Consider the following 25,832-nt stretch of genomic DNA (forward strand, 5'->3'; position numbering starts at 1 on the left):
TGAAGAGCCCGCCCCACATTCGTGGTGGAATACTTCAGAGATAAGAACAGACGATAGGGAAAATTTGGGAAATCAGGATGCTGACAGACAATCATCCATTTTTAATCTGATCAACAAGGCGTGAAAAAAATGGCATTAGATAAAAATATCGATTTCATTGTGAATAACGCTATAAACCAGATGCCGAAACATCTGGTTTAAGCAGAGGCCATTAATCGCGGCAAACAGAAACCAGCAGTTCTTCCATCCATTGATGGCCTTTATCTCGTCCGGCAGCTTCATGCCAGGAAAGATAACAAGTTCGGCTATTCAGTTTCATTGGCAACGGTAAAACCTGAATGTTAAGTTTTTCCGTGAACGCTTCCGCCAGCCATCTCGGCGCAATCGCAACGAGCTGCGTTTGAGAAACAACATTAAGCACGCTGATTAATGCCATCCCCTGATAGGCAATGCAGGCCTGTTTTTCTGGTGTGTCGTACCAGGGCTGGCTAAATGAGGCATAGCGTTCCAGAGAAACAATCGCATGCTCTTCACGATAAATATCGCTTTCTTTCAACGGCCCAAGAAGACGCGGATGGTTTGCACTGGCGACCAATACCATTTCATCGCGGAATAAAGGCACACAAGCAAACTCCGGACGGCGGAATTCTTCATAGCCAATAACAAATTCCAGCTCCTGGTAGCGCAGCTGATGTTCTGTATTCTGATTTAAGCTGGACTTAAATACGAGATGAATATTCGGTGCGATCGCACTCACATTATTTAGAATTAATGAGGTCAACCGATTATCCAGCGGACTGCAGACGCAAAGATTAAACACGCGTTCACTGGTGACAGGTTCAAATCCAGAGCCTGGCAACTCATTCTGCACCAGTTGCAATGCCTGGCGAATTGATCCAAACAGCTGAGATGCCCTTGCCGTGGGCTGAATGCCTCGCCCGTAGCGCACGAACAACTCATCATTGAACATGACTTTCAAACGCGCGACGGCATTACTGACCGCCGGTTGCGACATCCCCAGAAAGTGTGCGGCACGAGTAATATTTTGCTCCTGCATCACCGCATCAAAAACGGTCAGTAAATTTAAATCCACTGAGCGTAATTGCGGCCGGTGCGCGTCCGGAGCCGAAGCAGAGCTGGGCACTTCTTTTTCTACGACCATGGTTGACTCCAATGTCACACATAACTCCCTTGCCTGACTGCAGCAATACATTTCGAAAATATGATTTACCACGCAAATACATTCAGCAGAAGAGTAGCGGCGAAATTTAGGAATTTATAAAGCTCTTCCACCCGGTGCCGACAAACGTGCCTTACACCAGGAGCAATAAGCCATCGAACGATAACTGGTACTTTGTAAACCAAGTTTACTCATAAACCGGATCAATAAACAACAGCACGACAAGACAAACAATGTTTTAGTAATCTTAAATTGGCTTTTAAGAATTTTCGAATCACATAACAAACAATTATCAATTAATTATGAAAATTCCTAAAACTTAATGACCTCATTAATTAAGTTTCACTATATCATCGCGTTACACGAGCACACTGACGAGGTCAGTCTGTATCCGGATAAAAATGGATATTGAAAATTGATTCAAATTATTAAAATCATGAATTGCCGCTAAAACATTCTGCGAAAAAAAACGACGCTGCCAGCACAATTAGCTTAAGAAAACTCGCAGAGCCCCTCCCCGGAAACCAAAACAGAACTCAGAAAAGATTGACATCAATCGTCGTATCCAGTACCACTAGAAGCATATCGAATTCATCTGGAGCATGACGTAATGACTCGCAACTCTCGTTTCAACGGTCTACTACTACTAAACGCATTCACTGTGCGCGGTAGACTGGTGGGCGACGTTCAACGTTAAGTCATCTTCCAGCAAGACTGAAAACCCGCGCCTTAGCGCGGGTTTTTTTATGCTCGTAGCAAGGCGACCTAAGACTGACAAGGACCAAAAACCATGAGCCAACAAGTCGTTATCTTCGATACCACCTTACGTGACGGTGAACAGGCATTGCAGGCAAGCCTGAGTGTAAAAGAGAAACTGCAGATTGCCCTGGCCCTTGAGCGTATGGGCGTCGACGTCATGGAAGTCGGCTTCCCGGTCTCTTCCCCTGGCGATTTTGAGTCAGTTCAGACTATCGCTCGCACCATTAAAAACAGCCGTGTGTGTGGCTTAGCCCGCTGTGTTGAGAAAGATATTGATGTTGCGGCTGAATCACTGAAGGTGGCTGAAGCTTTCCGCATCCACACATTCATTGCGACGTCTCCAATGCACATCGCCACCAAGTTGCGCAGCACCCTGGATGAGGTCATCGAGCGTTCTATTTATATGATCAAACGCGCTCGTAACTACACCGACGATGTTGAATTCTCTTGCGAAGACGCAGGCCGCACACCAATTGCTGACCTCGCCCGCGTTGTCGAAGCAGCGATCGCCGCTGGCGCACGCACCATTAATATTCCGGACACCGTCGGCTACACCATGCCGTTTGAGTTTGCCAACATCATCTCTGGCCTGTATGAGCGCGTACCGAACATCGATAAAGCGATTATCTCTGTTCATACCCACGATGACCTGGGCTTAGCGGTCGGCAACGCCATTGCCGCTGTTCACGCTGGCGCTCGTCAGGTCGAAGGCGCGATGAACGGTATTGGTGAGCGTGCAGGCAACTGCTCACTGGAAGAAGTGATCATGGCTATCAAGGTCCGCAAAGACATCATGAACGTGCAGACCCGCATCAATCACAACGAAATCTGGCGCACCAGCCAGACCGTCAGCCAGATTTGCAACATGCCAATCCCGGCGAACAAAGCGATTGTTGGCACAGGCGCCTTCGCCCACTCCTCCGGTATTCACCAGGATGGCGTGCTGAAGAATCGCGAAAACTACGAAATCATGACCCCGGAATCCATCGGTCTGAATCAGGTGCAACTGAACCTGACGTCCCGCTCTGGTCGTGCGGCAGTGAAACACCGCATGGACGAAATGGGTTACAAAGAGTCCGATTACAGCCTGGATAACCTGTACGACGCGTTCCTGAAACTGGCTGATAAGAAAGGTCAGGTCTTTGATTACGACCTGGAAGCCCTGGCGTTCATTAACAAGCAGCAGGAAGAGCCAGAACATTTCCGCCTGGATTACTTCAGCGTGCAGTCAGGCTCTAACGACATCGCAACGGCATCAGTCAAACTGGCCTGCGGCGAAGAAGTCAAAGCAGAAGCGGCGAACGGAAACGGCCCGGTAGATGCGGTTTATCAGGCTATCAACCGCATCACCAACTACAACATTGAGCTGGTGAAATACGGTCTGACCGCAAAAGGTCACGGTAAAGATGCACTGGGCCAGGTAGATATCGTCGCCAACTATAACGGTCGTCGTTTCCACGGCGTCGGTCTGGCAACGGATATCGTCGAATCCTCCGCCAAAGCGATGGTTCACGTGCTGAACAACATCTGGCGTGCCAATGAAGTCGAAAAAGAGTTGCAGCGCAAAGCGCAGAATAACGAGAACAAAAAGGAAACCGTGTAATGTCGAAGAACTACCATATTGCTGTGTTGCCGGGTGACGGTATTGGCCCGGAAGTGATGACACAAGCCCTGAAAGTCCTGGAAGCCGTCCGCAAGCGTTTTGACATTCGTATTACCACCAGCCATTACGATGTTGGTGGGATCGCCATCGACAAACACGGCCAACCGCTGCCGCAGGCAACGGTGGAAGGCTGTGAACAAGCTGATGCCATTTTGTTTGGCTCTGTAGGTGGCCCAAAATGGGAACATTTGCCACCAGCCGAACAGCCGGAGCGCGGCGCGTTACTGCCACTGCGTAAGCACTTTAAACTGTTCTCGAACCTGCGCCCGGCAAAACTGTATCAAGGTCTGGAAGAGTTCTGCCCGCTGCGCGCTGATATTGCTGCTAACGGCTTCGACATTCTTTGCGTGCGCGAACTGACCGGCGGCATCTACTTCGGTCAGCCGAAAGGCCGCGAAGGCAGTGGTCAGCATGAAAAAGCGTTCGATACCGAGGTGTATCACCGCTTTGAAATCGAGCGTATCGCGCGCATCGCGTTTGAGTCTGCCCGCAAACGTCGCCACAAAGTGACCTCTATCGACAAAGCTAACGTGTTGCAGACCTCTATTCTGTGGCGCGAGATCGTCAACGAAATTGCCAAAGAATACCCGGACGTTGCGCTGTCCCACATGTACATCGACAACGCCACCATGCAGCTGATTAAAGATCCGTCCCAGTTCGACGTGCTGCTGTGCTCCAACCTGTTCGGCGACATTCTCTCTGATGAATGCGCGATGATCACCGGCTCCATGGGCATGCTGCCTTCCGCCAGCCTGAACGAGCAAGGTTTTGGTCTGTATGAACCTGCGGGTGGTTCTGCGCCAGATATCGCGGGCAAAAACATTGCTAACCCGATTGCGCAGATCCTCTCCCTGGCGTTGCTGCTGCGCTACAGCCTCGATGCCAACGATGCGGCAGCCGCTATCGAAAGCGCCATCAACCGTGCATTAGAAGAAGGCGTGCGCACTGGCGATTTAGCCCGTGGTAACGCAGCCGTCAGTACCGATGAAATGGGCGATATCATTGCCCGCTATGTAGCTGAAGGGGTGTAATCATGGCAAAGACGTTATACGAAAAATTGTTTGATGCGCACATCGTGCATGAAGCGCCAAATGAAACCCCGCTGCTGTATATCGACCGTCACCTGGTGCATGAAGTGACGTCTCCGCAGGCGTTCGATGGCCTGCGCGCGCATAAACGTCCAGTACGTCAGCCGGGTAAAACGTTCGCGACGATGGATCACAACGTCTCGACGGAAACCAAAGATATCAACGCTTCCGGTGAGATGGCACGCATTCAGATGCAGGAGCTGATTAAGAACTGCAACGAATTCGGCGTCGAGCTGTACGACCTGAATCACCCGTATCAGGGCATCGTCCACGTGATGGGCCCGGAGCAAGGCATCACCCTGCCGGGCATGACCATCGTCTGCGGCGACTCTCACACCGCAACACACGGCGCATTTGGCGCGCTGGCGTTCGGGATTGGCACCTCTGAAGTGGAACACGTTCTGGCGACACAAACCCTGAAACAGGGCCGCGCCAAAACCATGAAAATTGAAGTCACCGGCAAAGCAGCACCGGGCATTACGGCGAAAGACATCGTGCTGGCCATTATCGGCAAAACCGGAAGCGCTGGCGGTACTGGTCACGTGGTTGAATTCTGCGGCGATGCCATCCAGGCGCTGAGCATGGAAGGCCGTATGACCCTGTGTAACATGGCTATCGAATTAGGCGCGAAAGCGGGTCTGGTGGCACCGGATGAAACAACCTTCAATTATGTGAAAGGTCGCCTGCATGCGCCGAAAGGCCAGACTTTCGATGATGCCGTCAATTACTGGAAGACGCTGAAAACCGACGAAGGTGCGAAGTTCGATACCGTTGTCACCCTGAAAGCCGAAGATATCGCGCCGCAGGTGACCTGGGGCACTAACCCGGGCCAGGTGATTTCCGTTAACGACAACATCCCGGACCCGGCCTCCTTTGCCGATCCGGTAGAACGCGCGAGTGCAGAGAAAGCACTGGCCTATATGGGCCTGAAACCAGGCGTACCGCTGACAGAAGTCGCTATCGACAAAGTGTTTATCGGCTCCTGCACGAACTCCCGCATTGAAGATTTACGTGCAGCCGCTGAAATCGCTAAAGGCCGAAAAGTCGCACCAGGCGTTCAGGCTCTGGTCGTTCCAGGTTCTGGCCCGGTCAAAGCGCAGGCGGAAGCGGAAGGTCTGGATAAGATTTTCATTGAAGCCGGTTTTGAATGGCGTCTGCCGGGCTGCTCCATGTGCCTGGCGATGAACAACGACCGTCTGAACCCAGGCGAGCGCTGCGCCTCCACCAGTAACCGTAACTTTGAAGGCCGTCAGGGCCGTGGTGGCCGTACGCATCTGGTGAGCCCGGCAATGGCCGCAGCCGCCGCCGTTACCGGCCATTTTGCCGACATTCGTGGCATGAAATAAGGAGACCATCATGGCAGAGAAATTTACCCAACACACAGGCCTGGTTGTCCCTCTGGATGCGGCTAACGTCGATACCGACGCCATTATCCCGAAGCAATTTTTGCAGAAGGTTACTCGCACTGGTTTTGGCGCGCACCTGTTTAACGACTGGCGCTTCCTCGACGACAAAGGTGAGCAGCCAAACCCGGAATTCGTGCTGAACTTCCCGGAATTCAAAGGCGCTTCCATTTTACTGGCGCGTGAAAACTTCGGCTGCGGCTCTTCCCGTGAGCACGCCCCGTGGGCATTGACCGACTACGGCTTCAAAGTGGTGATTGCCCCAAGCTTTGCCGATATCTTCTATGGCAACAGCTTCAACAACCAGCTGCTGCCCGTCACCTTAAGCGATGAGCAGGTCGACGACCTGTTTAACCAGGTGCAGGCCAATCCGGGGATGAAGTTTGAAGTGGATCTGGAAGCGCAGGTGGTGAAAGCCGGTGATAAGACCTACAGCTTTACTCTCGATGCCTTCCGTCGCCACTGCATGCTGAATGGTCTGGACAGCATCGGCCTGACGCTGCAGCACGAAGCCGCCATCTCGGAGTACGAGAAGAAACAGCCTGAATTTATGGCTTAACACCTTTGCCCGGCGGCGTCTTCGCCTTGCCGGGCTTACAGGATCGGTAGGCCGGGTAAGGCGAAGCCGCCACCCGGCAACATTAAACGTCCTTGACGCGCAACGTCAGCCCCAGTGCCACCAGCGAAATCCCCGCAATCACCCAGTAAACCGTAAAGTGTCCGAAGCTTTGTGACACCGCGCCCTGAATGATCCCTGCGAGGATCACGCCCGTCGAAATGCTGTTGGTGAAGAGCGTCGTCGCGGCACCGGCTTTTCCTGGCATCAAATCCTGGAACCACAGCATGCCGATCCCGGCAATGATCCCGATAAAGACCGCATTGAACAGCTGCAGAGCTAACAGCGCTTCACGGCTGTGAAACAGAATCAAACCAGCGTAAAACAGCACGCCTGCCGTGATGGCGGTGATCATCATCGGTCGTTTGCCAAAGCGTTTCACGTAGTAACCCGCGAGGATCATCGCCGGGATCTCAAGCCCCGCCGCCGTGCCCATCAGGATCCCGGCAAGATTGTCCGGCAATCCCAAATCGCTGCTGATCCACAGCGGCATGTCGATGATATACATCGTGTTGCAGGTCCACATTAAGGTGGAAGCCACAAACAACATCCGCACGTTCTTATCGCCCCAGCCGCTGATTTGGGTGATATCAACGGCGGCTGGCTGTTCGACCCGCGCGACGGAAGGAAGCGCAAAAGCGATCAACACAAGGCTCAGGACGAAGATCCCGGCCGCGATACAAAACATGGTGGTGAAGCCGTAATTGAGCGCCAGCATGAACGCCAGCGGCGGCCCGATAACCCAGGCTAAAGAGAGCTGCGCACGCATCACCGAGCTGAACATCACCACTTCACGCGCAGAGCTGTCGGCATACTCACGTGCCAACGCAAACAGCTGCGGCATGGCGGTATTGGCCAGCGAAGCCAGCAAAACGCCGCAGGTGATCAGCGTCAGATAATGACGATTAAAGGCAAACAGCAGCGCGTTACCGACCGCCATCAGGCAGCAAAACATAATCAGCTTGCGGCGGTCGCCTTTATTATCAGAACGCTTCGCCAGCCCAAGGCTAACCGCAATCCCGGCGATGGCGTTGACGGTATAAAACAGCCCAACCCAAAACGGCTGAACGCCCACTTCCCGGCTGAGAAACAGGCTCAGCGTCGGTGCCTGCAACGCCCCCGCAACGCCCACCATAAACGCCACCAGCATAAAAGCGGCGTACACCCCGTTGAGGCGGCGCCCCATCGTCATCAGCCAGAGCATGAATCATCCTTAAGCGCGAAGAGAAAACGAAAAAAGCCAGCAGAACAGTTCTGCTGGCGGGTGATTTTACACCAATACTCAGTCACACATGATTAGGCAAGTTAGTGGGGTCAAGAAGCCGGGTTTGTAACTTCCCACTGCATCAGTTCTTCGAGCATTTTCAGGCGCTTTCCTGCGACCAGGCGGGCCAGCCATGACGCTCCCTGCGTTGCCAAAAAGTACTGACGGTAAAACTGACGGACAGATGGCTTGTTCATCATCACCTCCTCACTTCATCGGGAGTGATTATTGGCTTAATATAGGGATTAATAAATTGCTGAGTTTTCGTCAGGAGTTCCTCTTTTATGTCCTCGGGCCGTCTGCAACAACAATTCATCCGTCTCTGGCAGTGCTGCGACGGTAAATCTCAGGACACCACGCTCAATGAGCTGGCGGAACTTCTGAGCTGTTCCCGTCGCCATATGCGTACGCTTTTGAACACCATGGAAGAGCGAGGCTGGCTGAAATGGCAGGCGGAAGCCGGGCGTGGCAAGCGCTCACACCTGACGTTTCTCTATACCGGTCTGGCGCTGCAACAACAGCGTGCGGAAGATTTGCTGGAGCAGGACAGGATCGACCAGCTCGTGCAACTGGTCGGCGATAAAGCCGCCGTGCGGCAAATGTTAGTCTCACATCTGGGGCGTAGCTTCCGCCAGGGTCGGCATATTCTGCGGGTGCTTTACTATCGTCCAATGCGCAATTTACTGCCCGGTACCCCGCTACGCCGCTCTGAAACCCATATGGCACGCCAGATTTTTAGCGCCCTGACCCGCATAAATGAGGAAAATGGGGAACTGGAAGCGGACATTGCGCACCATTGGCAGCAAATTTCCCCTTTACACTGGCGCTTCTATCTTCGACCTGGCATTCATTTTCATCATGGTCGGGAACTGGAGATGGGAGATGTCATTGCCTCACTGGAACGAATCAACACCTTGCCGCTTTATGCTCATATCGCGCAAATCAGCTCACCCACCGCCTGGACGCTGGATATTCACCTGTCACGTCCCGACCGTTGGCTGCCATGGTTGCTCGGACATATTCCCGCAATGATCCTGCCGCAGGAATGGGAAACCCTGGGGAATTTCGCCTCTATGCCCGTAGGCACAGGCCCCTACGCGGTGGCACGTAACAACGAAAACCAGTTAAAAATCCATGCATTCGATGATTTTTTCGGTTTCCGGGCGCTCATTGATGAAGTGAACGTTTGGGTACTGCCGGAAATTGGTGAAGAGGTCACCTGCGGCCTGACGCTGAAAGGCCCGACTGACGGCGAAAAAGCCGTGGAAAGCCGCCTGGAAGAAGGCTGCTACTACCTGCTGTTTGATGCCCGAAGCCAAAAAGGGCTGTCGCACGAGGTTCGCGACTGGGTTAGCCAGATCCTTTCCCCGGCCAACTTGCTCTATCACGCCGACGAACAGTATCAGGGCTACTGGTTCCCGGCGTACGGCTTGCTGCCCCGCTGGCATCACGCGCGTCCAGGCAAAGGGGAGAAACCCGCAGGGCTGGAAACGCTGACCCTCACCTACTATCGCGAACATCTGGAACATAAAAATATCGCGCTCATCATGAGCCGCCTGCTGGCAGAGCATCAGGTGAAACTCGTCATTCAGGAAGTGGATTACGACGAATGGCACCGTGGCGAGGCGCAAAGCGATATGTGGCTGAACAGCGCCAACTTCACGCTGCCGCTCGATTTTTCGCTGTTTTCCCATCTGTTTGAAGTGCCGCTGATCCAGCACTGCATCCCGCTGGACTGGCAGCAGGCGGCGAGCGAATGGCAATCCGGCGAAATGAATCTGGCGAACTGGTGCCAGCAGTTAATCGCGCAACGCGCCGTCGTGCCGCTCATTCACCACTGGCTGATGATTCAGGGGCAACGCAGTATGCGCGGCCTGCGAATGAACACCCTGGGCTGGTTTGACTTTAAATCTGCGTGGTTTGCTCCTCCTGATCCTTAATTTACCCCTAAATAATTCAAGTTGCAGAAAGGCGGCAAGGGAGTGAATCCCCAGGGGCTTACTTGAGTAAGTGACTGGGGTGAGGGAGTGCAGCCAACGCATCTGCGGCTTGAAGTATGACGGGGGGCTTTCTGGAAAGTCACAAACTCATTACAATAGCGCCGTTCTCAACGGGGTGCTGCGTAAAGCGGCTGAGAAGATACCCGTCGAACCTGATCCGGATAACGCCGGCGAAGGGATTTGAGGCTGACTCAAAATCCTTTGCCACCCCTACTTTTTGAGGTGCAAAGTGCTGAAGAAATTCCTGCCATTACTGGCGCTCGTGAGCCTGCCCGTGTTCGCGAAACCTGTACTCACCGTCTATACCTACGACTCTTTCTCTGCCGACTGGGGCCCAGGCCCGGCGGTCAAAAAAGCCTTTGAAGCCGACTGCAACTGCGAGCTGAAATACGTGGCGCTGGAAGACGGCGTGTCGCTGCTCAACCGCCTGCGCATGGAAGGCAAAAACAGCAAGGCTGACATCGTGCTTGGCCTCGACAACAATCTGCTGGAAGCCGCAACTCAAACTAAGTTGTTCGCGAAAAGCGGCGTATCACCTGAGGGGCTGACTGTCCCTGGCGGCTGGAAGAACGACACGTTTGTGCCGTTCGACTATGGCTATTTCGCCTTTGTCTATGACAAAAACAAGCTGAAAAACCCGCCAAAAAGCCTGAAGGATTTGATCGAAAGCCCGCAGAAATGGCGTGTTATCTATGAAGATCCGCGCACCAGCACACCGGGGCTGGGCCTGCTGCTGTGGATGCAAAAGGTGTATGGCGATAAAGCGCCAGAAGCGTGGCAAAAACTGGCGGCGAAAACCGTTACCGTCACCAAAGGCTGGAGCGAAGCTTACGGCCTGTTCCTCAAAGGCGAAAGTGACCTGGTGCTGAGCTACACCACGTCTCCGGCTTATCACATCATCGAAGAGAAGAAAGACAACTACGCTGCGGCTGATTTTGCGGAAGGCCACTATATGCAGGTCGAAGTTGCCGCGCGCACGGCATCCAGCAAACAGCCAGAACTGGCAGAAAAATTCCTGAAATTTATGGTCAGCCCGGCCTTCCAGAAAGCCATCCCGACCGGCAACTGGATGTATCCGGTCACACAAATTGAGCTGCCTGCGGGTTTCAACGGTCTGGTGAAACCCAAAACTACGCTGGAATACACCCCACAGCAGGTTGCAACCGAACGTCAGAACTGGATTGCTGAATGGCAACGCGCCGTCAGCCAGTAATTGCCGGCTGGCTAATGCCCGGCCTGACGGTCGCCGTAATGATGGTGACCGTTGCGCTGGCGGCATTTCTTGCGCTGTGGTTTAACGCTCCGGCCGGTAGCTGGAGCGGTTTTCTGCACGACAGCTATCTGTGGCACGTCGTGCGCTTCTCTTTCTGGCAGGCCTTTTTATCGGCTTTGTTGTCCGTCATCCCGGCCATTTTCTTAGCCCGCTCGCTTTACCGCCGTCGCTTTCCCGGTCGCCAGACGTTGCTGCGCCTGTGCGCGATGACGCTGATCCTGCCGGTGCTGGTCGCCGTGTTTGGCATTCTCAGCGTATATGGCCGTCAGGGCTGGCTGGCGCATCTGTTTCACGCCGCTGGCTGGGAATGGACATTCTCGCCGTATGGCCTGCAAGGCATTCTTCTGGCGCATGTTTTCTTCAACATGCCGATGGCGACTCGCCTGCTTCTGCAAGCGCTGGAGCAAATTCCCGGCGAGCAGCGCCAGCTAGCCGCACAGCTCGGCATGCACGGCTACACCTTCTTCCGTTTTGTCGAATGGCCGTGGATGCGGCGACAAATTCCCGCCGTAGCCGCCCTGATTTTCATGCTGTGCTTCGCGAGCTTTGCGACAGTCCTTTCGCTCGGCGGCGGCCCACAGGCCACGACCATTGAGCTCGCTATCTATCAGGCACTCAGCTTTGATTACGACCCTGGCCGCGCCGCGATGCTGGCGATAGTCCAGATGCTTTGCTGTCTGGGTTTAATGCTTCTCAGCCAGCGCCTGAGCAAAGCCATCGCCCCGGGTAATAGTCAACACACCGACTGGCGCGATCCTGAAGATAAGCTGCACAGCCAGATTGCCGACACGCTCCTGATCGGCTTTTCCCTGCTGTTGCTTCTGCCGCCACTGTTAGCGGTCATTGTGGATGGCCTGAATCAAAACCTGCCCGAAGTGCTCAGCCAGCCCGTTCTCTGGCAAGCCATCTGGACTTCATTGCGCATCGCGATTTGTGCCGGAGTGCTTTGCCTGGCGTTGACCGTGATGTTGCTGTGGAGCAGTCGTGAACTGCGAGCCAGGCAGCGAAACCTTGCCGGGCAAGCGCTCGAGTTAAGTGGAATGCTGATCCTCGCGATGCCGGGGATCGTGCTGGCGACAGGTTTCTTTTTGCTGCTCAACAACAGCACGGGGTTGCCCACTTCTGCAGACGGTATCGTGATTTTCACCAATGCGCTGATGGCCATTCCGTATGCTCTGAAAGTGCTGGAAAGCCCGATGCGTGATGCGACAAGCCGCTACAGCCAGCTTTGCCAGTCTCTGGGATTACAAGGGCTGACTCGTTTTCGGATTGTGGAATTGCGCTCGCTGAAAAGGCCACTGGCACAGGCGATGGCCTTTGCCTGCGTCTTATCGATGGGCGATTTTGGCGTCGTGGCGCTGTTCGGCAATGAAGATTTCCGCACCCTGCCGTTCTATCTTTATCAGCAGATTGGTGCCTACCGCAGTCAGGACGGTGCCGTGACCGCGTTTATCCTGCTGATGCTCTGTTTCCTGTTATTCACCGTGATTGAAAAACTTCCGGGCCGCCATGCTAAAACTCAATAATGTTACCTGGCTTTACGAGCACCTGCCGATGCGCTTCACGCTCACCGCCAGACAAGGAGAGCACATTGCCGTGCTCGGCCCAAGTGGCGCAGGGAAAAGTACACTGCTCAATCTGATCGCCGGTTTTCTGACGCCCGCCAGTGGGTCGATTTACATCGAAAATCAGCCGCATACCGATACGCCACCGTCAAAGCGCCCAGTGTCGATGCTGTTTCAGGAAAATAATCTTTTCAGTCATTTAACCGTGCGGCAAAACATCGGATTAGGTATGCATCCGGGCCTCAGGCTCAATGAGGCGCAGCGCCACAAGCTGGAAGTCATCGCCACACAAATGGGCATTGAATCGCTGCTGGAACGCCTGCCGGGCGAACTCTCTGGCGGGCAACGTCAGCGTGTGGCGCTCGCACGCTGCCTGGTGCGTGAACAGCCGGTGCTGTTACTGGATGAACCTTTTTCAGCACTCGATCCGGCGCTGCGACAAGAGATGCTGCAACTGGTCAGCGACGTTTGCCGTCGCCAGCAACTCACATTATTGATGGTGTCTCACAGCGTGGAAGATGCCGCAAAGATTGCCGGGCGGTCGCTGGTGATTGCCGATGGGCGTATCGCCTGGGATGGCGCAACGGATGAGCTGCTGAGCGGGAAAGCCAGCGCCTCGCATTTGTTGGGGATCGAGGTATAAAAGATTTTCTCCCTCTCCCTTTGGGAGAGGGCCGGGGGGAGGGGGGATCAGCGACTCACCACTTTCCCTAAAATATCCAGATACACCGGCATCAGCGGGTGCCTGAAAAGCATATACAGCGACACCGCCGCCAACACCACCAGCAGCGGCGTTAGCCACAGCAAGCGCCCGCGAGGCAGATATTTGGTCAGCTTGTCAGTGCCTGCCTTACCGCTGCGCCACAGGCGCCAGCCCATCCACGCAGCCAGCCAGAGAAGAGCCGCCGCCAGTAGCAATAGCCACTTAAAGCCACCGCTCTGCGCATCTGCGGGAATATCAATTGCCGCCCCCGCCAGAATACCCGGCAGGAAATAGACTGGCGGCCATAGCAGGCAACCAATAATATTTGGAATAACGAATTTCGCTACCGGCAGGTCTAACATACCCGCCACCATCGGTACGACCGGGCGAGTCGGGCCAATAAAACGGCCAATCAGAATGGTGATCATGCTGTGCTGGTGCAGCGCGTGTTCGGTTTTATCGAGCAGCGCCTTGTTCTTCTTCATAAACGACCAGCGATGAAGCGGCTTTTTGAAGCGCCAGCCCAGCCAGAACGAGATCCAGTCTCCCAGCAGACAGCCGATAATGCCCGCCAGCCAGGCCTGCCAGAAGTTCACCTCTCCGCTACCAATCAGCGCCCCGAGCGCCGACATCATTATCGTACCGGGTAAAATCAGGCCGACCAGCGCCAGCGATTCCAGAAAGGCAACCAGGGCCACGGCAATCAGCGAGTACATCACGGACTGAGTGATGAAATGTTCCAGCAACGCTTGCATAAAGTATCCGGTAGAAAAGCGAAGCAGCGATTCTCCCGAGGGGACGCTGCGGCGTCAAGTCGACAATTGTCTGAATAGTTTACAGGTTAGGACCGGGATAGCGGGCTAAGGGTTCACTTTTTTCACACGTTGTTTACACCCGCGCGGAATTCGCTCGGGCTCGCTCCGGTACATTTCTTAAAGACGCGAGAAAAGTAGAGCTGGTCTTCAAACCCGACGTTTCGCCCGACGCTGGCAATCGGCATCCTCGTGGTACTGAGCAACAGCTTGGCCTGGCTGATACGTTGATCTTCGCGCCAGCTCAGTACGCTGACGCCAAGCTGTTGGCGGAACAGATGAGAAAGGCGAGAAGGAGACAGACAAACATGCTGGGCGACGCTTGCGATATCAAACTGGCTGTCCGCCAGATGGTCGCTGATGTACTGGCAGGCATCCCGCACGCGGTTATCCATCGGCGGATGCAGCGATTCGTTGATTGCCTCCATTCGGCGCAGCAAGAGCTGCTCCAGCAGGTTAATCGCCAACAGTTCGGAATAGCGCCCTGAGCCCTGCCCGGCCTCAATAATCTGGCCGAACAACCCGGCAAACAGAGCCTGATGCGCTTCATCCGGGCGATAAAACCCTGTCTGAGCAAACAGCGTGGGCCACGCAAGCCACTCATGCCAGTAGGCGCGTGGGCGAAAATAAACCCATTGGTGATACCACTCGCTGGCGTCCGGGTGACGGCCGTAGTGATGAATTTCGCCTGGCGGAAACAGCACAATATCGCCCGGGCGGCAGACGAACTGATTTCCCTGATTGTTGATGACCCCTTCCCCACGCACTGTCAGATTGAGGATAAAGCCTTTCATCCCGAGCGGCCGGTCGATGAAAAAGTCCAGATAGCCGTCGGCTTCGACAGGCGTTAATCCTGCCACCAGATGGGCATTAAAGGAGTAGCCAGGCAACAGCGGATCGTTCTGGGGTTCAGGCATAAACACGCTCACTCAGCAGGCTTGAAAGGGAATCAATTGTCCATATTGCCAGCGAAGCGAAAAAGGCAGAAATGGCATGAGAGATTATTTGCACGGCGTCACACTTTGTATCGCCACAGCATTATTGTCCATAAGATTAGCGCTTCCCGCCTGACGCTTTTGGGCGCAAATATCTACTGTTTCTCCATACCCGACACTCTTCATGGAGCAACACGATGGCAATAGCAATTGGCCTCGATTTTGGCAGCGATTCGGTGCGTGCGCTGGCGGTAGACACCACCAGCGGAGAGGAGATCGCCACCAGCGTAGAGTGGTATCCGCGCTGGCAGGAAGGTCGCTACTGCGATGCACCGCACAACCAGTTTCGCCACCACCCTCTCGATTACATTGAATCAATGGAAGCCGCGCTGAAAAGCGTACTGAACGAGCTCGGCCCACGCCGGGACGAAGTCGTTGGTATCGGCGTAGACAGCACCGGCTCAACGCCCGCGCCGATCGATGCTGAAGGCAATGTGCTGGCTTTACGCCCTGAATTTGCCGACAACCCCAACGCCATGTTTGTGCTGTGGAAAGATCACACTGCCGTAGAAGAAGCCGAAGCGATCACCCGCCTTTGCCATCAGCCAGGAAAAACTGACTATTCCCGCTATATCGGCGGGATTTATTCCAGCGAATGGTTCTGGGCCAAAATTCTGCATGTCACACGCGCTGACCACAGCGTGGCTCAGGCCGCCACTTCCTGGATTGAGCTTTGCGATTGGGTACCAGCCCTGCTTTCAGGCACAACGCGTCCGCAGGACATTCGTCGAGGACGCTGCAGCGCCGGGCATAAATCCCTGTGGCACGAAAGCTGGGGCGGTTTACCGCCTGAGAGTTTCTTTGACGACCTCGATCCCGTGCTCAATCAACATCTTAACTATCCCTTATTCACCGACACTTACACAGCCGACATCCCCGTTGGCACGCTGAACACAGAATGGGCTAAGCGCCTGGGCCTGGCGGAAAGCGTAGTGATTTCTGGCGGCGCGTTTGATTGCCATATGGGCGCGGTAGGCGCAGGCGCACAGCCAAACACGCTGGTAAAAGTTATCGGCACCTCAACCTGCGACATCCTGATTGCCGATAAAGCAAGCGTAGGCGATCGCGCGGTACAAGGCATTTGCGGCCAGGTGGATGGCAGCGTCACACCAGACTTCCTCGGTATGGAAGCCGGGCAATCCGCCTTCGGCGATATCTACGCCTGGTTCGGCCGCATCCTTGGCTGGCCGCTGGAACAACTGGCGGCGCAGCATCCGGAACTGAAAGATCAAATCAAAGCCAGCCAGAAGCAGCTTCTGCCTGCCTTAACCACTGCATGGGCGCAAAAACCTTCTCTGGAGCACCTGCCCGTCGTGCTCGACTGGTTTAACGGTCGCCGCACGCCGAACGCTAACCAACGCCTGAAGGGAGTGATCACCGACCTGAATCTGGCGACCGATGCGCCCGCGCTGTTTGGCGGTCTGGTTGCCGCCACCGCCTTTGGCGCACGCGCCATTATGGAGTGCTTCACCACTCAGGGCATCCCGGTGGATAACGTGATGGCGCTGGGCGGCATCGCCCGCAAAAACGTCGAAATCATGCAGGCCTGCTGCGACGTGCTGAATCGCCCGTTGCAGATTGTCGCCTCCGATCAGTGTTGCGCTCTGGGTGCCGCCATCTTCGCCGCTGTGGCCGCTGGCGTTCATTCAGATATCCCCGCCGCGCAGCAAAAAATGGCCAGCAGCATCGAGCATACCCTTCAGCCTCGCCCCGCGCAGGCTCAACGCTTTGAACAGCTTTATCAGCGCTATCTCCAGTGGGCGAAGAGCGCCGAACAACACTATCTCCCTGCAGCAGCATCAACCGGAACTAAGCCGGTCGCTCAGTCAGCCCTGACGCATTAAGGAAATGAAGATGACGATTTTTAATAACTACGAAATCTGGTTTGTGATTGGCAGTCAGCATCTGTATGGTCCGGAAACGCTGCGTCAGGTCACGCAACACGCGGAGCATGTGGTCAACGCGCTGAACGCCGAAGCCAAACTGCCTTGCAAACTGGTCCTGAAGCCGCTGGGCACCACGCCGGATGAGATAACGGCTATCTGTCGCGACGCTAACTACGACGACAAATGCGCCGGTTTAGTCGTCTGGCTGCACACCTTCTCTCCGGCCAAAATGTGGATCAACGGCCTGACCATCCTCAACAAGCCGCTGCTGCAGTTCCACACCCAGTTCAACGCTTCCCTGCCGTGGGACAGCATCGATATGGACTTTATGAACCTGAACCAGACCGCGCACGGCGGCCGCGAGTTCGGCTTCATTGGCGCGCGTATGCGCCAGCAGCACAGCGTGGTCACAGGCCACTGGCAGGATAAACACGCTCATGAGCGCATTGGTTCGTGGATGCGTCAGGCAGTGTCAAAACAGGATACCCGCCATCTGAAAGTCGTGCGCTTCGGCGATAACATGCGTGAAGTGGCCGTCACCGATGGCGATAAAGTGGCAGCGCAAATCAAATTCGGCTTCTCGGTGAACACCTGGGCCGTGGGCGATTTGGTGCAGGTCGTCAATGACGTTTCCGACGGCGATGTCAGCGCGCTGGTCGATGAATATGAAAGCAGCTATCGCCTTACCGCTGCCGCGCAGATACACGGCGATAAGCGCCAGAACGTGCTTGATGCAGCCCGCATTGAGCTGGGTATGAAGCGCTTCCTTGAACAAGGCGGCTTCCATGCGTTCACTACGACTTTTGAAGACCTGCATGGCCTGAAACAGCTTCCGGGTCTGGCAGTACAACGTCTGATGCAGCAGGGCTACGGCTTTGCGGGCGAAGGCGACTGGAAAACTGCCGCTCTGCTTCGCATCATGAAGGTGATGTCGACCGGTCTGCAGGGCGGCACCTCCTTTATGGAGGATTACACCTATCACTTCGACAACGGCAACGATCTGGTGCTCGGCTCCCATATGCTGGAAATCTGTCCAACGATCGCCACCGCCGATAAGCCGATCCTCGACGTACAGCATCTGGGCATTGGCGGGAAAGCCGATCCCGCACGCCTGATTTTCGACACCAAAACCGGCCCGGCGCTGGTCGCAAGCCTGGTCGATTTGGGCGATCGCTTCCGTCTGCTGGTTAACACTATCGAAACCGTCAAAACCCCGCACAGCCTGCCAAAACTGCCAGTGGCTAACGCCCTGTGGAAAGCCCATCCGAACCTGGAAGTGGCCTCAGAAGCGTGGATCGTCGCGGGCGGCGCGCACCACACCGTCTTCAGTCACGCATTGACCCTGGACGATATGCGCCAGTTTGCCGAGCTGCACGATATCGAACTGACCGTCATCGACAACGACACCCGCCTGCCAGCGTTCAAAGACGCACTGCGCTGGAACGAGGTTTATTACGGGTCTAAACGCTAAGTAATTGCCCGGCGGCACTTCGTTTGCCGGGCCTACAAGCTGATGTAGGCCGGGTAAGCGCAGCGCCACCCGGCAAGGAGAGCACAATGCTTGAAGCATTAAAACAGCAGGTGCTGGAAGCCAATCTCCAGCTCCCGCAACACAATCTCGTGACCCTCACCTGGGGCAACGTCAGCGCAGTCGACAGAGAACGCGGCGTGCTGGTTATCAAACCTTCTGGTGTGGATTACAGCGTGATGACCGCAGAAGATATGGTGGTGGTCAGTCTGAAAACGGGCGAAGTGGTGGAAGGAAATAAGAAACCCTCATCAGATACCCCTACCCATCGCCTGCTGTACCTGACGTTTCCGTCCATCGGCGGCATCGTCCACACCCATTCTCGTCACGCGACAATCTGGGCGCAGGCCGGCCAGTCCATTCCGGCTACGGGCACAACCCACGCTGACTATTTCTACGGCAGCATTCCCTGCACCCGTAAAATGACCGATGCCGAAATCAACGGTCAATACGAATGGGAAACCGGCAACGTCATCGTTGAAACCTTCGAAAAACAAGGCATCGACGCGGCCCAAATGCCCGGCGTGCTCGTCCATTCCCACGGCCCCTTCGCCTGGGGGAAAACCGCCGAAGACGCCGTGCACAACGCCATCGTGCTGGAAGAAGTGGCCTACATGGGCATTTTCTGCCGTCAGTTAGCACCGCAGCTGCCGGATATGCAGCAAACCCTGCTCGATAAGCACTATCTGCGCAAGCACGGGGCAAAGGCTTATTACGGGCAGTGATACCTGTATAAAACCACAGCAATCAACGGTAAACCAGGCTATACTCAGGCCTGGTTTTCTTTTTGGGTAGAGTGCGTGGCGCAGGCACGAGAAGGTTTTTTATTAACCCGTCACTGGCGGGATACCCCGCAGGGAACGGAAGTCACTTTCTGGCTGGCGACGGACAGCGGCCCGCTTCAGGTGACGCTTGCGCCGCAGGAATCTGTGGCCTTTATTCCAGAGTCGCAGCGTGCGCAAACTGAAAGGTTGCTGCGTAGTGAGCGAGATGCACGCCTTGCTCCGCTCGCGCTGAAAGATTTTCACCGCCAGCCGGTGTTCGGCCTTTATTGCCGCTCTCACCGCCAGCTTATGCGTCTTGAAAAACTGCTGCGTGAAGACGGCATTACGGTTTATGAAGCCGATGTGCGCCCGCCCGAGCGTTATCTGATGGAACGCTTTATCACCGCCCCCGTCTGGGTCGAAGATGAACAGCAGGGTAACGCGCTGGTCAGCGCCCGACTGAAACCCAACCCTCACTATCGCCCGCCGCTAAAATGGGTGTCCCTCGACATCGAAACCACCCGTCACGGCGAGCTTTATTGCATTGGGCTCGAAGGCTGCGGTCAGCGCATTGTCTATATGCTTGGGCCGGAAAATGGCGATGCGTCTGGCTTAGACTTTCAACTGGAATATGTCTCCAGCCGTCCGCAGCTGCTGGAAAAGCTTAATGCCTGGTTCGCGGAGCACGATCCTGACGTGCTGATTGGCTGGAACGTGGTGCAGTTTGACCTCAAAGTGCTGCAAAAACATGCCGAACGCTACCGAATCCCTTTGATGTTGGGGCGCGGTAACACAGAAATTGACTGGCGCGAGCACGGCTTTAAAAACGGTGTTTTCTTTGCCCAGGCCAGTGGCCGTTTGATTATTGACGGTATCGAAGCACTGAAATCGGCCTTCTGGAATTTCTCTTCATTCTCGCTGGAAAACGTGTCGCAGGAGCTGCTCGGCGAAGGTAAGTCCATCGATAATCCCTGGGACAGAATGGACGAAATTGACCGCCGGTTTGCCGAAGATAAGCCCGCCCTGGCGAAATACAATCTCAAAGACTGTGAGCTGGTCACCCGCATTTTCCATAAAACCGAGATCATGCCGTTCCTGCTGGAGCGAGCCACGGTCAACGGTTTGCCCGCAGACAGGCACGGCGGCTCTGTGGCGGCCTTTGGTCATCTCTATTTCCCGCGCATGCATCGGCTTGGGTACGTCGCGCCAAATCTCGGCGAAATCCCCCCTCAGGCAAGTCCTGGCGGCTACGTGATGGACTCACGCCCGGGATTGTACGACTCCGTACTGGTGCTCGATTACAAAAGCCTGTACCCGTCGATCATCCGCACCTTCCTTATCGATCCGGTCGGGCTGGTCGAGGGCATGGCGCAACCGGACAGCGAACACAGCACCGAAGGTTTCCTCGGCGCCTGGTTTTCGCGAACCAACCACTGCCTGCCGGATATCGTCGGGCAGATCTGGCATGGTCGCGACGAGGCGAAAGCCCATCACAACAAGCCGCTGTCTCAGGCACTGAAGATCATCATGAATGCCTTTTACGGCGTGCTGGGCACCAGTGCCTGCCGTTTCTTCGATCCTCGTCTGGCCTCGTCGATCACCATGCGCGGGCATGCGATCATGCGCCAGACTCGCGAACTGATCGAGTCAAAAGGCTATGATGTGATTTACGGCGATACCGACTCCACGTTTGTCTGGCTCAAGCGGGCGCACAGTGAAGAAGCTGCCGCCAGCATTGGTCGCGAACTGGTGCAATTCGTGAACGAATGGTGGGAAAAAGAGCTGCAAAAACAGGGCCTGAGCAGCGCGATGGAGCTGGAGTTTGAAACCCATTTTTGCCGCTTCCTGATGCCAACGATCCGCGGCACGGAAACGGGCAGCAAAAAGCGCTATGCGGGAATGATTCAGGAAGGCGAAGAACAGCGGATGGTGTTCAAAGGGCTGGAAACCGTGCGAACCGACTGGACACCGCTGGCGCAACAGTTCCAGCAGACGCTCTACCGGCGCATTTTCCGCAATGAGCCGTATCAGGACTTTATTCGCGAAACGATAGACAAGCTGATGTCAGGCCAGCTCGACGACCAGCTGGTCTATCGTAAGCAGCTGCGCCGCCCACTGGCTGAATATCAGCGTAACGTGCCACCGCATGTGCGTGCCGCAAGGCTTGCCGATGAGCAAAATGCAAAACTGGGCCGACCGTTGCAGTATCAGTCTCGCGGCAGCATCAAATACGTCTGGACCACCAGCGGCCCGGAACCCCTGGCCTATCAGCAGTCGCCGCCGGATTACGAACATTATCTCAGCAAACAGCTTGAACCTGTTGCTGATGGAATTTTACCTTTTGTCCACGATGACTTTGCTACACTACTGACAGGACAACTGGGGCTATTTTGACAGGTGACTAACACCCTGGCTTCCAGTACCATAGCGCCCTTTCCATTCCTGGACCCCAATTTTGACGCTCCGTGAAGCTTTTCGCGGAGGACACTTATTGCCTGCAATTAAAGATATAGAGCCCAAATTATATGCCTTTTACACTTGGTCAACGCTGGATCAGCGATACAGAAAGCGAGCTGGGATTAGGGACTGTCGTTGCGCTGGACGCGCGAATGGTAACCCTTCTCTACCCTGCAACAGGTGAAAACCGTCTGTATGCGCGTAACGACTCCCCTATCACCCGCGTGATGTTTAACCCGGGCGATACCATTACCAGCCACGACGGCTGGCAGCTGCGCGTTGACGAAGTAAAAGAAGAAAATGGCCTGCTGGCGTACGTCGGGTTCCGTCTGGATACCGAAGAAGAAGGCGTGGTGCTGCGTGAAGTGCTGCTCGACAGCAAGCTGATTTTCAGCAAACCGCAGGACCGCCTGTTCGCCGGGCAGATTGACCGTATGGATCGCTTCGCCTTGCGCTACCGCGCTCGCAAATACCAGAGCGAAGAGTACCGCATGCCGTGGAGCGGCCTGCGCGGACAGCGTACCAGCCTGATCCCACACCAGTTGCATATCGCCCACGACGTCGGCCGTCGCCATGCACCACGCGTTTTGCTGGCCGATGAAGTCGGCCTCGGGAAAACCATTGAAGCCGGGATGATCCTGCATCAACAGCTCCTCTCCGGCGCCGCTGAGCGCGTGCTGATCGTAGTGCCTGAAACCCTGCAACACCAGTGGCTGGTCGAAATGCTGCGCCGTTTCAACCTGCGCTTTGCGCTGTTTGATGATGAGCGTTATGCCGAAGCGCAGCACGACGCGGACAACCCGTTCGAAACTGAACAGTTAGTGATTTGCTCGCTGGACTTTGTTCGCCGCAGCAAGCAGCGTCTTGAGCACCTCTGTGATGCCGAATGGGACATCATGGTGGTCGATGAAGCTCACCATCTGGTGTGGAGCGAAGACGCGCCAAGCCGCGAATATCAGGCTATCGAACAGCTTGCTGAACGTGTGCCGGGTATCCTGCTGCTGACTGCAACACCAGAACAGCTGGGGATGGAAAGCCACTTTGCCCGTCTGCGTTTGCTGGATCCAAACCGTTTCCACGATTTCGAGCAGTTCGTTGAAGAGCAGCAAAATTATCGCCCTGTCGCGGACGCCGTTTCCCTGCTGTTAAGCGGCGAGCAGCTGAATAACGATCAGATGAACGCCCTGAGCGAACTGATTGGCGAGCAGGACATCGAGCCGCTGTTGCAGGCAGCAAACAGTGGTCGTGACGGTGCCGAAAGTGCCCGTCAGGAGCTGATTGCCATGCTGATGGATCGCCACGGCACCAGCCGCGTGCTGTTCCGTAACACCCGTAACGGTGTGAAAGGTTTCCCGAAACGCGAACTGCATACCATCAAGCTGCCGTTGCCGACGCAGTATCAGACGGCGATTAAAGTATCCGGCATTATGGGTGCGCGCAAAACGTCTGAAGAGCGCGCTCGCGATATGCTTTATCCGGAACAGATTTATCAGGAATTTGAGGGCGATACCGGCACCTGGTGGAACTTCGATCCGCGCGTTGAATGGTTGATGGGCTACCTGACCAGCCATCGCTCACAGAAAGTGCTGGTTATCTGTGCGAAGGCCGCCACTGCGCTGCAGCTCGAACAAGTACTGCGCGAGCGTGAAGGTATTCGCGCCGCCGTCTTCCACGAAGGCATGTCCATTGTAGAACGTGACCGTGCTGCGGCCTGGTTTGCGGAAGAAGACACCGGCGCGCAGGTGCTGCTGTGCTCTGAAATTGGTTCTGAAGGCCGTAACTTCCAGTTCGCCAGCCACCTGGTGATGTTCGATCTGCCGTTTAATCCGGATTTGCTGGAGCAGCGTATCGGCCGTCTGGACCGTATCGGTCAGGCTCACGATATTCAAATCCACGTGCCGTATCTGGAAAAAACCGCTCAGTCCGTGCTGGTGCGCTGGTTCCACGAGGGTCTGGATGCGTTCGAGCACACCTGCCCGACGGGTCGCACTATTTACGATAGCGTTCATACGCAACTGATTGAATATCTCGCCGCGCCGGAAAACAGCGACGGTTTTGACGACCTGATTAAAGCCAGCCGCGAACAGCACGATGCGCTGAAAGCCCAGCTTGAACAAGGGCGTGACCGCCTGCTGGAAATCAACTCTAACGGCGGCGAGAAAGCGCAGCAGCTTGCAGAAAGCATTGAAGAGCAGGATGACGACACCGGGCTCATCAGTTTCTCGATGAACCTCTTCGATATTATCGGCATTAACCAGGACGATCGTGGCGAAAACCTGATCGTCCTGACCCCGTCCGATCATATGCTGGTACCGGATTTCCCGGGCCTGCCAGAAGATGGCTGCACCGTGACGTTCGAGCGTGATGTCGCGCTTTCCCGCGAAGATGCGCAATTCCTGACGTGGGAGCATCCGCTGATCCGCAACGGTCTGGATCTGATCCTTTCCGGCGACACCGGCAGCAGCACCATTTCACTGCTGAAAAACAAAGCACTGCCGGTCGGCACTCTGCTGCTGGAACTGATTTACGTGGTTGAAGCTCAGGCGCCTAAGCAGCTGCAGCTGCACCGCTTCCTGCCGCCAACGCCGGTACGTATGCTGGTTGATAAGAACGGTAACAACCTGGCCGCGCAGGTTGAGTTCGAAACCTTCAACCGCCAGCTAAGCGCGGTGAACCGCCACACCGGCAGCAAGCTGGTGAACGCTGTTCAGCAGGACGTGCACGCTATTCTGCAACAGGGCGAAGCTCAGGTAGAGAAAACCGCTAAAGCCTTGATTGAAGCAGCGCGTCAGGAAGCGGACGAAAAACTGAGTGCCGAGCTGTCGCGCCTGGAAGCGCTGAAAGCCGTCAACCCGAACATTCGTGATGACGAACTGGAAGCCATTGAAAGCAATCGTCAGCAGGTGATGGAAGCGCTGGCGCAGGCTGGCTGGCGTCTGGATGCACTGCGACTGATTGTCGTCACGCATCAGTAAGGAAAGGTTATGGTACTGGAGTCCTACAATCCGCCGACAGACCCCTGGTTAGTGGTGCTGTATCAGGATGAACATATTATGGTGGTCAACAAGCCGAGCGGCCTGTTGTCCGTGCCGGGTCGCCTGGAAGAGCACAAAGACAGCGTGATGACGCGCATTCAGCGTGATTTCCCTGAAGCGGAATCTGTTCATCGTCTGGATATGGCAACCAGCGGCGTGATTGTGGTGGCTCTGACCAAAGCCGCAGAACGCGAGCTGAAGCGTCAGTTCCGCGAGCGCGAACCGAAGAAGCAGTATCTGGCACGCGTCTGGGGTCATCCGGAAAAAGCAGAGGGAGTGGTGGATTTACCGCTGATCTGCGACTGGCCAAATCGCCCGAAGCAAAAAGTCTGTTTCGAGACAGGCAAATCAGCGCAGACGGAATATGAAGTGCTGGAGTACGCCGATGACAACACCGCACGCGTGCTGCTGAAGCCCATTACCGGACGTTCCCATCAGTTGCGTGTGCATATGCAGGCGTTAGGGCATCCGATTCTGGGCGATCGCTTTTATGCCACGCCGGAAGCTCTGGCGATGGCACCTCGCCTGCTGCTTCACGCGGAAATGCTGACGATTACCCACCCTAAATTTGGCAACAGCATGACGTTTAAGGCGCCGGTGGATTTTTAATTCGCTGCGGCCTGATGCCCTCTCCCCCGACCCCTTGCCCGGTGGCGGCTGCGCCTTACCGGGCCTACGAATCTTGTAGGCCGGGCAAACGCTGGGTATGAACCGGAAACATGGGTAACACTTTAGACCGGATACATGGGTAACAGTTATAACTGGCATAGAAGAGGAGACTCGCTATGCCCTGGACTGAGACCCAACCTTGTATTATCCCCCACGTGCAGAAAGAGCCGGC

20 protein-coding genes and 1 riboswitch are annotated in these 25,832 nt (G+C 55.3%); of the genes, 15 read left to right on the forward strand and 5 right to left on the reverse strand.

Going from position 1 to position 25,832, the window contains the following annotated elements:
* Positions 1-211 precede the first annotated feature (211 nt).
* Entirely contained in the window at positions 212-1,162 is a 951-nt protein-coding gene (gene leuO / locus ACRCWW_RS09465) for a transcriptional regulator LeuO (protein ID WP_438682185.1), read from the reverse strand.
* Positions 1,163-1,790: 628 nt separating this feature from the next.
* Between leuO and leuL the strand changes: the two genes are divergently transcribed.
* The 5 genes from leuL (at position 1,791) to leuD (ending at position 6,652) form a co-directional block, all read left to right on the forward strand.
* Positions 1,791-1,877 (forward strand): leu operon leader peptide, encoded by an 87-nt coding sequence (gene leuL, locus ACRCWW_RS09470; protein WP_404658748.1) that lies wholly within the window; start codon positions 1,791-1,793, stop codon positions 1,875-1,877.
* A 93-nt stretch (positions 1,878-1,970) separates the two neighbouring features.
* On the forward strand, positions 1,971-3,542 hold the full coding sequence (gene leuA, locus ACRCWW_RS09475) for a 2-isopropylmalate synthase (RefSeq protein ID WP_438682186.1): 1,572 nt from the start codon (positions 1,971-1,973) through the stop codon (positions 3,540-3,542).
* The gene (gene leuB, locus ACRCWW_RS09480) at positions 3,542-4,633 is read left to right on the forward strand and encodes a 3-isopropylmalate dehydrogenase (protein WP_438682187.1); all 1,092 of its coding nucleotides are present in this window, start codon (positions 3,542-3,544) and stop codon (positions 4,631-4,633) included. The genes leuA and leuB overlap by 1 nt, the downstream gene beginning before the upstream one ends.
* Before the next feature lie 2 nt (positions 4,634-4,635).
* Positions 4,636-6,036, forward strand: a complete 1,401-nt coding sequence (gene leuC, locus ACRCWW_RS09485; protein ID WP_330982323.1) for a 3-isopropylmalate dehydratase large subunit — start codon at positions 4,636-4,638, stop codon at positions 6,034-6,036.
* 10 nt (positions 6,037-6,046) lie between these two features.
* Complete coding sequence (gene leuD / locus ACRCWW_RS09490; RefSeq protein ID WP_438682188.1) at positions 6,047-6,652, forward strand: 3-isopropylmalate dehydratase small subunit; 606 nt, start codon at positions 6,047-6,049, stop codon at positions 6,650-6,652.
* Positions 6,653-6,734: 82 nt separating this feature from the next.
* On the opposite strand, the gene ACRCWW_RS09495 is transcribed toward leuD, so the two are convergent.
* Entirely contained in the window at positions 6,735-7,913 is a 1,179-nt protein-coding gene (locus tag ACRCWW_RS09495) for a sugar efflux transporter (RefSeq protein WP_438682189.1), read from the reverse strand.
* 110 nt (positions 7,914-8,023) lie between these two features.
* Positions 8,024-8,170: a glucose uptake inhibitor SgrT gene (gene sgrT, locus ACRCWW_RS09500; protein WP_330982320.1), complete on the reverse strand. Its 147-nt coding sequence runs from the start codon at positions 8,168-8,170 to the stop codon at positions 8,024-8,026.
* Positions 8,171-8,257: 87 nt separating this feature from the next.
* Between sgrT and sgrR the strand changes: the two genes are divergently transcribed.
* The 4 genes from sgrR to thiQ all read left to right on the forward strand — a co-directional run bounded on the left by sgrR (position 8,258) and on the right by thiQ (position 13,454).
* Positions 8,258-9,913 (forward strand): HTH-type transcriptional regulator SgrR, encoded by a 1,656-nt coding sequence (sgrR, locus tag ACRCWW_RS09505; protein ID WP_438682190.1) that lies wholly within the window; start codon positions 8,258-8,260, stop codon positions 9,911-9,913.
* A 161-nt stretch (positions 9,914-10,074) separates the two neighbouring features.
* Positions 10,075-10,170: riboswitch (TPP riboswitch) on the forward strand.
* A gap of 32 nt (positions 10,171-10,202) precedes the next feature.
* The gene (thiB, locus tag ACRCWW_RS09510; RefSeq protein WP_438682191.1) at positions 10,203-11,186 is read left to right on the forward strand and encodes a thiamine ABC transporter substrate binding subunit; all 984 of its coding nucleotides are present in this window, start codon (positions 10,203-10,205) and stop codon (positions 11,184-11,186) included.
* Entirely contained in the window at positions 11,162-12,772 is a 1,611-nt protein-coding gene (gene thiP / locus ACRCWW_RS09515; RefSeq protein ID WP_438682192.1) for a thiamine/thiamine pyrophosphate ABC transporter permease ThiP, read from the forward strand. The genes thiB and thiP overlap by 25 nt, the downstream gene beginning before the upstream one ends.
* The gene (gene thiQ / locus ACRCWW_RS09520) at positions 12,756-13,454 is read left to right on the forward strand and encodes a thiamine ABC transporter ATP-binding protein ThiQ (RefSeq protein ID WP_438682193.1); all 699 of its coding nucleotides are present in this window, start codon (positions 12,756-12,758) and stop codon (positions 13,452-13,454) included. The genes thiP and thiQ overlap by 17 nt, the downstream gene beginning before the upstream one ends.
* A 47-nt stretch (positions 13,455-13,501) precedes the next feature.
* On the opposite strand, the gene ACRCWW_RS09525 is transcribed toward thiQ, so the two are convergent.
* Positions 13,502-14,269: a DedA family protein gene (locus ACRCWW_RS09525; protein ID WP_438682194.1), complete on the reverse strand. Its 768-nt coding sequence runs from the start codon at positions 14,267-14,269 to the stop codon at positions 13,502-13,504.
* A gap of 122 nt (positions 14,270-14,391) precedes the next feature.
* Positions 14,392-15,243 (reverse strand): arabinose operon transcriptional regulator AraC, encoded by an 852-nt coding sequence (araC, locus tag ACRCWW_RS09530; RefSeq protein ID WP_438682195.1) that lies wholly within the window; start codon positions 15,241-15,243, stop codon positions 14,392-14,394.
* 215 nt (positions 15,244-15,458) lie between these two features.
* Here araC and araB point away from each other — a divergent pair, with 215 nt between their 5' ends.
* The 6 genes from araB (at position 15,459) to rluA (ending at position 25,600) form a co-directional block, all read left to right on the forward strand.
* A complete protein-coding gene (araB, locus tag ACRCWW_RS09535; protein WP_438682196.1) occupies positions 15,459-17,165 on the forward strand; it encodes a ribulokinase in 1,707 nt (568 codons plus the stop codon).
* A gap of 10 nt (positions 17,166-17,175) precedes the next feature.
* On the forward strand, positions 17,176-18,678 hold the full coding sequence (gene araA / locus ACRCWW_RS09540; protein WP_438682197.1) for an L-arabinose isomerase: 1,503 nt from the start codon (positions 17,176-17,178) through the stop codon (positions 18,676-18,678).
* A gap of 86 nt (positions 18,679-18,764) precedes the next feature.
* Positions 18,765-19,460 carry an L-ribulose-5-phosphate 4-epimerase gene (gene araD / locus ACRCWW_RS09545; RefSeq protein ID WP_438682198.1) on the forward strand — a complete coding sequence of 232 codons (696 nt, stop codon included), beginning with the start codon at positions 18,765-18,767 and terminating at the stop codon, positions 19,458-19,460.
* A 75-nt stretch (positions 19,461-19,535) separates the two neighbouring features.
* Positions 19,536-21,893 (forward strand): DNA polymerase II, encoded by a 2,358-nt coding sequence (gene polB, locus ACRCWW_RS09550; RefSeq protein ID WP_438682199.1) that lies wholly within the window; start codon positions 19,536-19,538, stop codon positions 21,891-21,893.
* A gap of 131 nt (positions 21,894-22,024) precedes the next feature.
* The gene (rapA, locus tag ACRCWW_RS09555) at positions 22,025-24,931 is read left to right on the forward strand and encodes an RNA polymerase-associated protein RapA (protein WP_438682200.1); all 2,907 of its coding nucleotides are present in this window, start codon (positions 22,025-22,027) and stop codon (positions 24,929-24,931) included.
* 9 nt (positions 24,932-24,940) lie between these two features.
* Complete coding sequence (gene rluA / locus ACRCWW_RS09560) at positions 24,941-25,600, forward strand: bifunctional tRNA pseudouridine(32) synthase/23S rRNA pseudouridine(746) synthase RluA (protein ID WP_438682201.1); 660 nt, start codon at positions 24,941-24,943, stop codon at positions 25,598-25,600.
* The last annotated feature ends 232 nt before the right edge of the window (positions 25,601-25,832 follow it).

The sequence above is a fragment of the Scandinavium sp. genome (genome assembly GCF_051650185.1).
GTDB lineage: Bacteria > Pseudomonadota > Gammaproteobacteria > Enterobacterales > Enterobacteriaceae > Scandinavium.

Excerpts from the sequence above, each read along its gene's own strand:
- thiP (WP_438682192.1), top strand. The coding sequence starts at position 11,162 with ATGGCAACGCGCCGTCAGCCAGTAATTGCCGGCTGGCTAATGCCCGGC.
- rluA (WP_438682201.1), top strand. The coding sequence starts at position 24,941 with ATGGTACTGGAGTCCTACAATCCGCCGACAGACCCCTGGTTAGTGGTG.
- leuB (WP_438682187.1), top strand. The coding sequence starts at position 3,542 with ATGTCGAAGAACTACCATATTGCTGTGTTGCCGGGTGACGGTATTGGC.
- leuC (WP_330982323.1), top strand. The coding sequence starts at position 4,636 with ATGGCAAAGACGTTATACGAAAAATTGTTTGATGCGCACATCGTGCAT.
- sgrR (WP_438682190.1), top strand. The coding sequence starts at position 8,258 with ATGTCCTCGGGCCGTCTGCAACAACAATTCATCCGTCTCTGGCAGTGC.
- leuL (WP_404658748.1), top strand. The coding sequence starts at position 1,791 with ATGACTCGCAACTCTCGTTTCAACGGTCTACTACTACTAAACGCATTC.
- leuA (WP_438682186.1), top strand. The coding sequence starts at position 1,971 with ATGAGCCAACAAGTCGTTATCTTCGATACCACCTTACGTGACGGTGAA.
- araC (WP_438682195.1), bottom strand. The coding sequence starts at position 15,243 with ATGCCTGAACCCCAGAACGATCCGCTGTTGCCTGGCTACTCCTTTAAT.
- ACRCWW_RS09525 (WP_438682194.1), bottom strand. The coding sequence starts at position 14,269 with ATGCAAGCGTTGCTGGAACATTTCATCACTCAGTCCGTGATGTACTCG.
- thiQ (WP_438682193.1), top strand. The coding sequence starts at position 12,756 with ATGCTAAAACTCAATAATGTTACCTGGCTTTACGAGCACCTGCCGATG.
- araA (WP_438682197.1), top strand. The coding sequence starts at position 17,176 with ATGACGATTTTTAATAACTACGAAATCTGGTTTGTGATTGGCAGTCAG.
- rapA (WP_438682200.1), top strand. The coding sequence starts at position 22,025 with ATGCCTTTTACACTTGGTCAACGCTGGATCAGCGATACAGAAAGCGAG.
- leuD (WP_438682188.1), top strand. The coding sequence starts at position 6,047 with ATGGCAGAGAAATTTACCCAACACACAGGCCTGGTTGTCCCTCTGGAT.
- leuO (WP_438682185.1), bottom strand. The coding sequence starts at position 1,162 with ATGGTCGTAGAAAAAGAAGTGCCCAGCTCTGCTTCGGCTCCGGACGCG.
- ACRCWW_RS09495 (WP_438682189.1), bottom strand. The coding sequence starts at position 7,913 with ATGCTCTGGCTGATGACGATGGGGCGCCGCCTCAACGGGGTGTACGCC.
- araD (WP_438682198.1), top strand. The coding sequence starts at position 18,765 with ATGCTTGAAGCATTAAAACAGCAGGTGCTGGAAGCCAATCTCCAGCTC.
- araB (WP_438682196.1), top strand. The coding sequence starts at position 15,459 with ATGGCAATAGCAATTGGCCTCGATTTTGGCAGCGATTCGGTGCGTGCG.
- sgrT (WP_330982320.1), bottom strand. The coding sequence starts at position 8,170 with ATGAACAAGCCATCTGTCCGTCAGTTTTACCGTCAGTACTTTTTGGCA.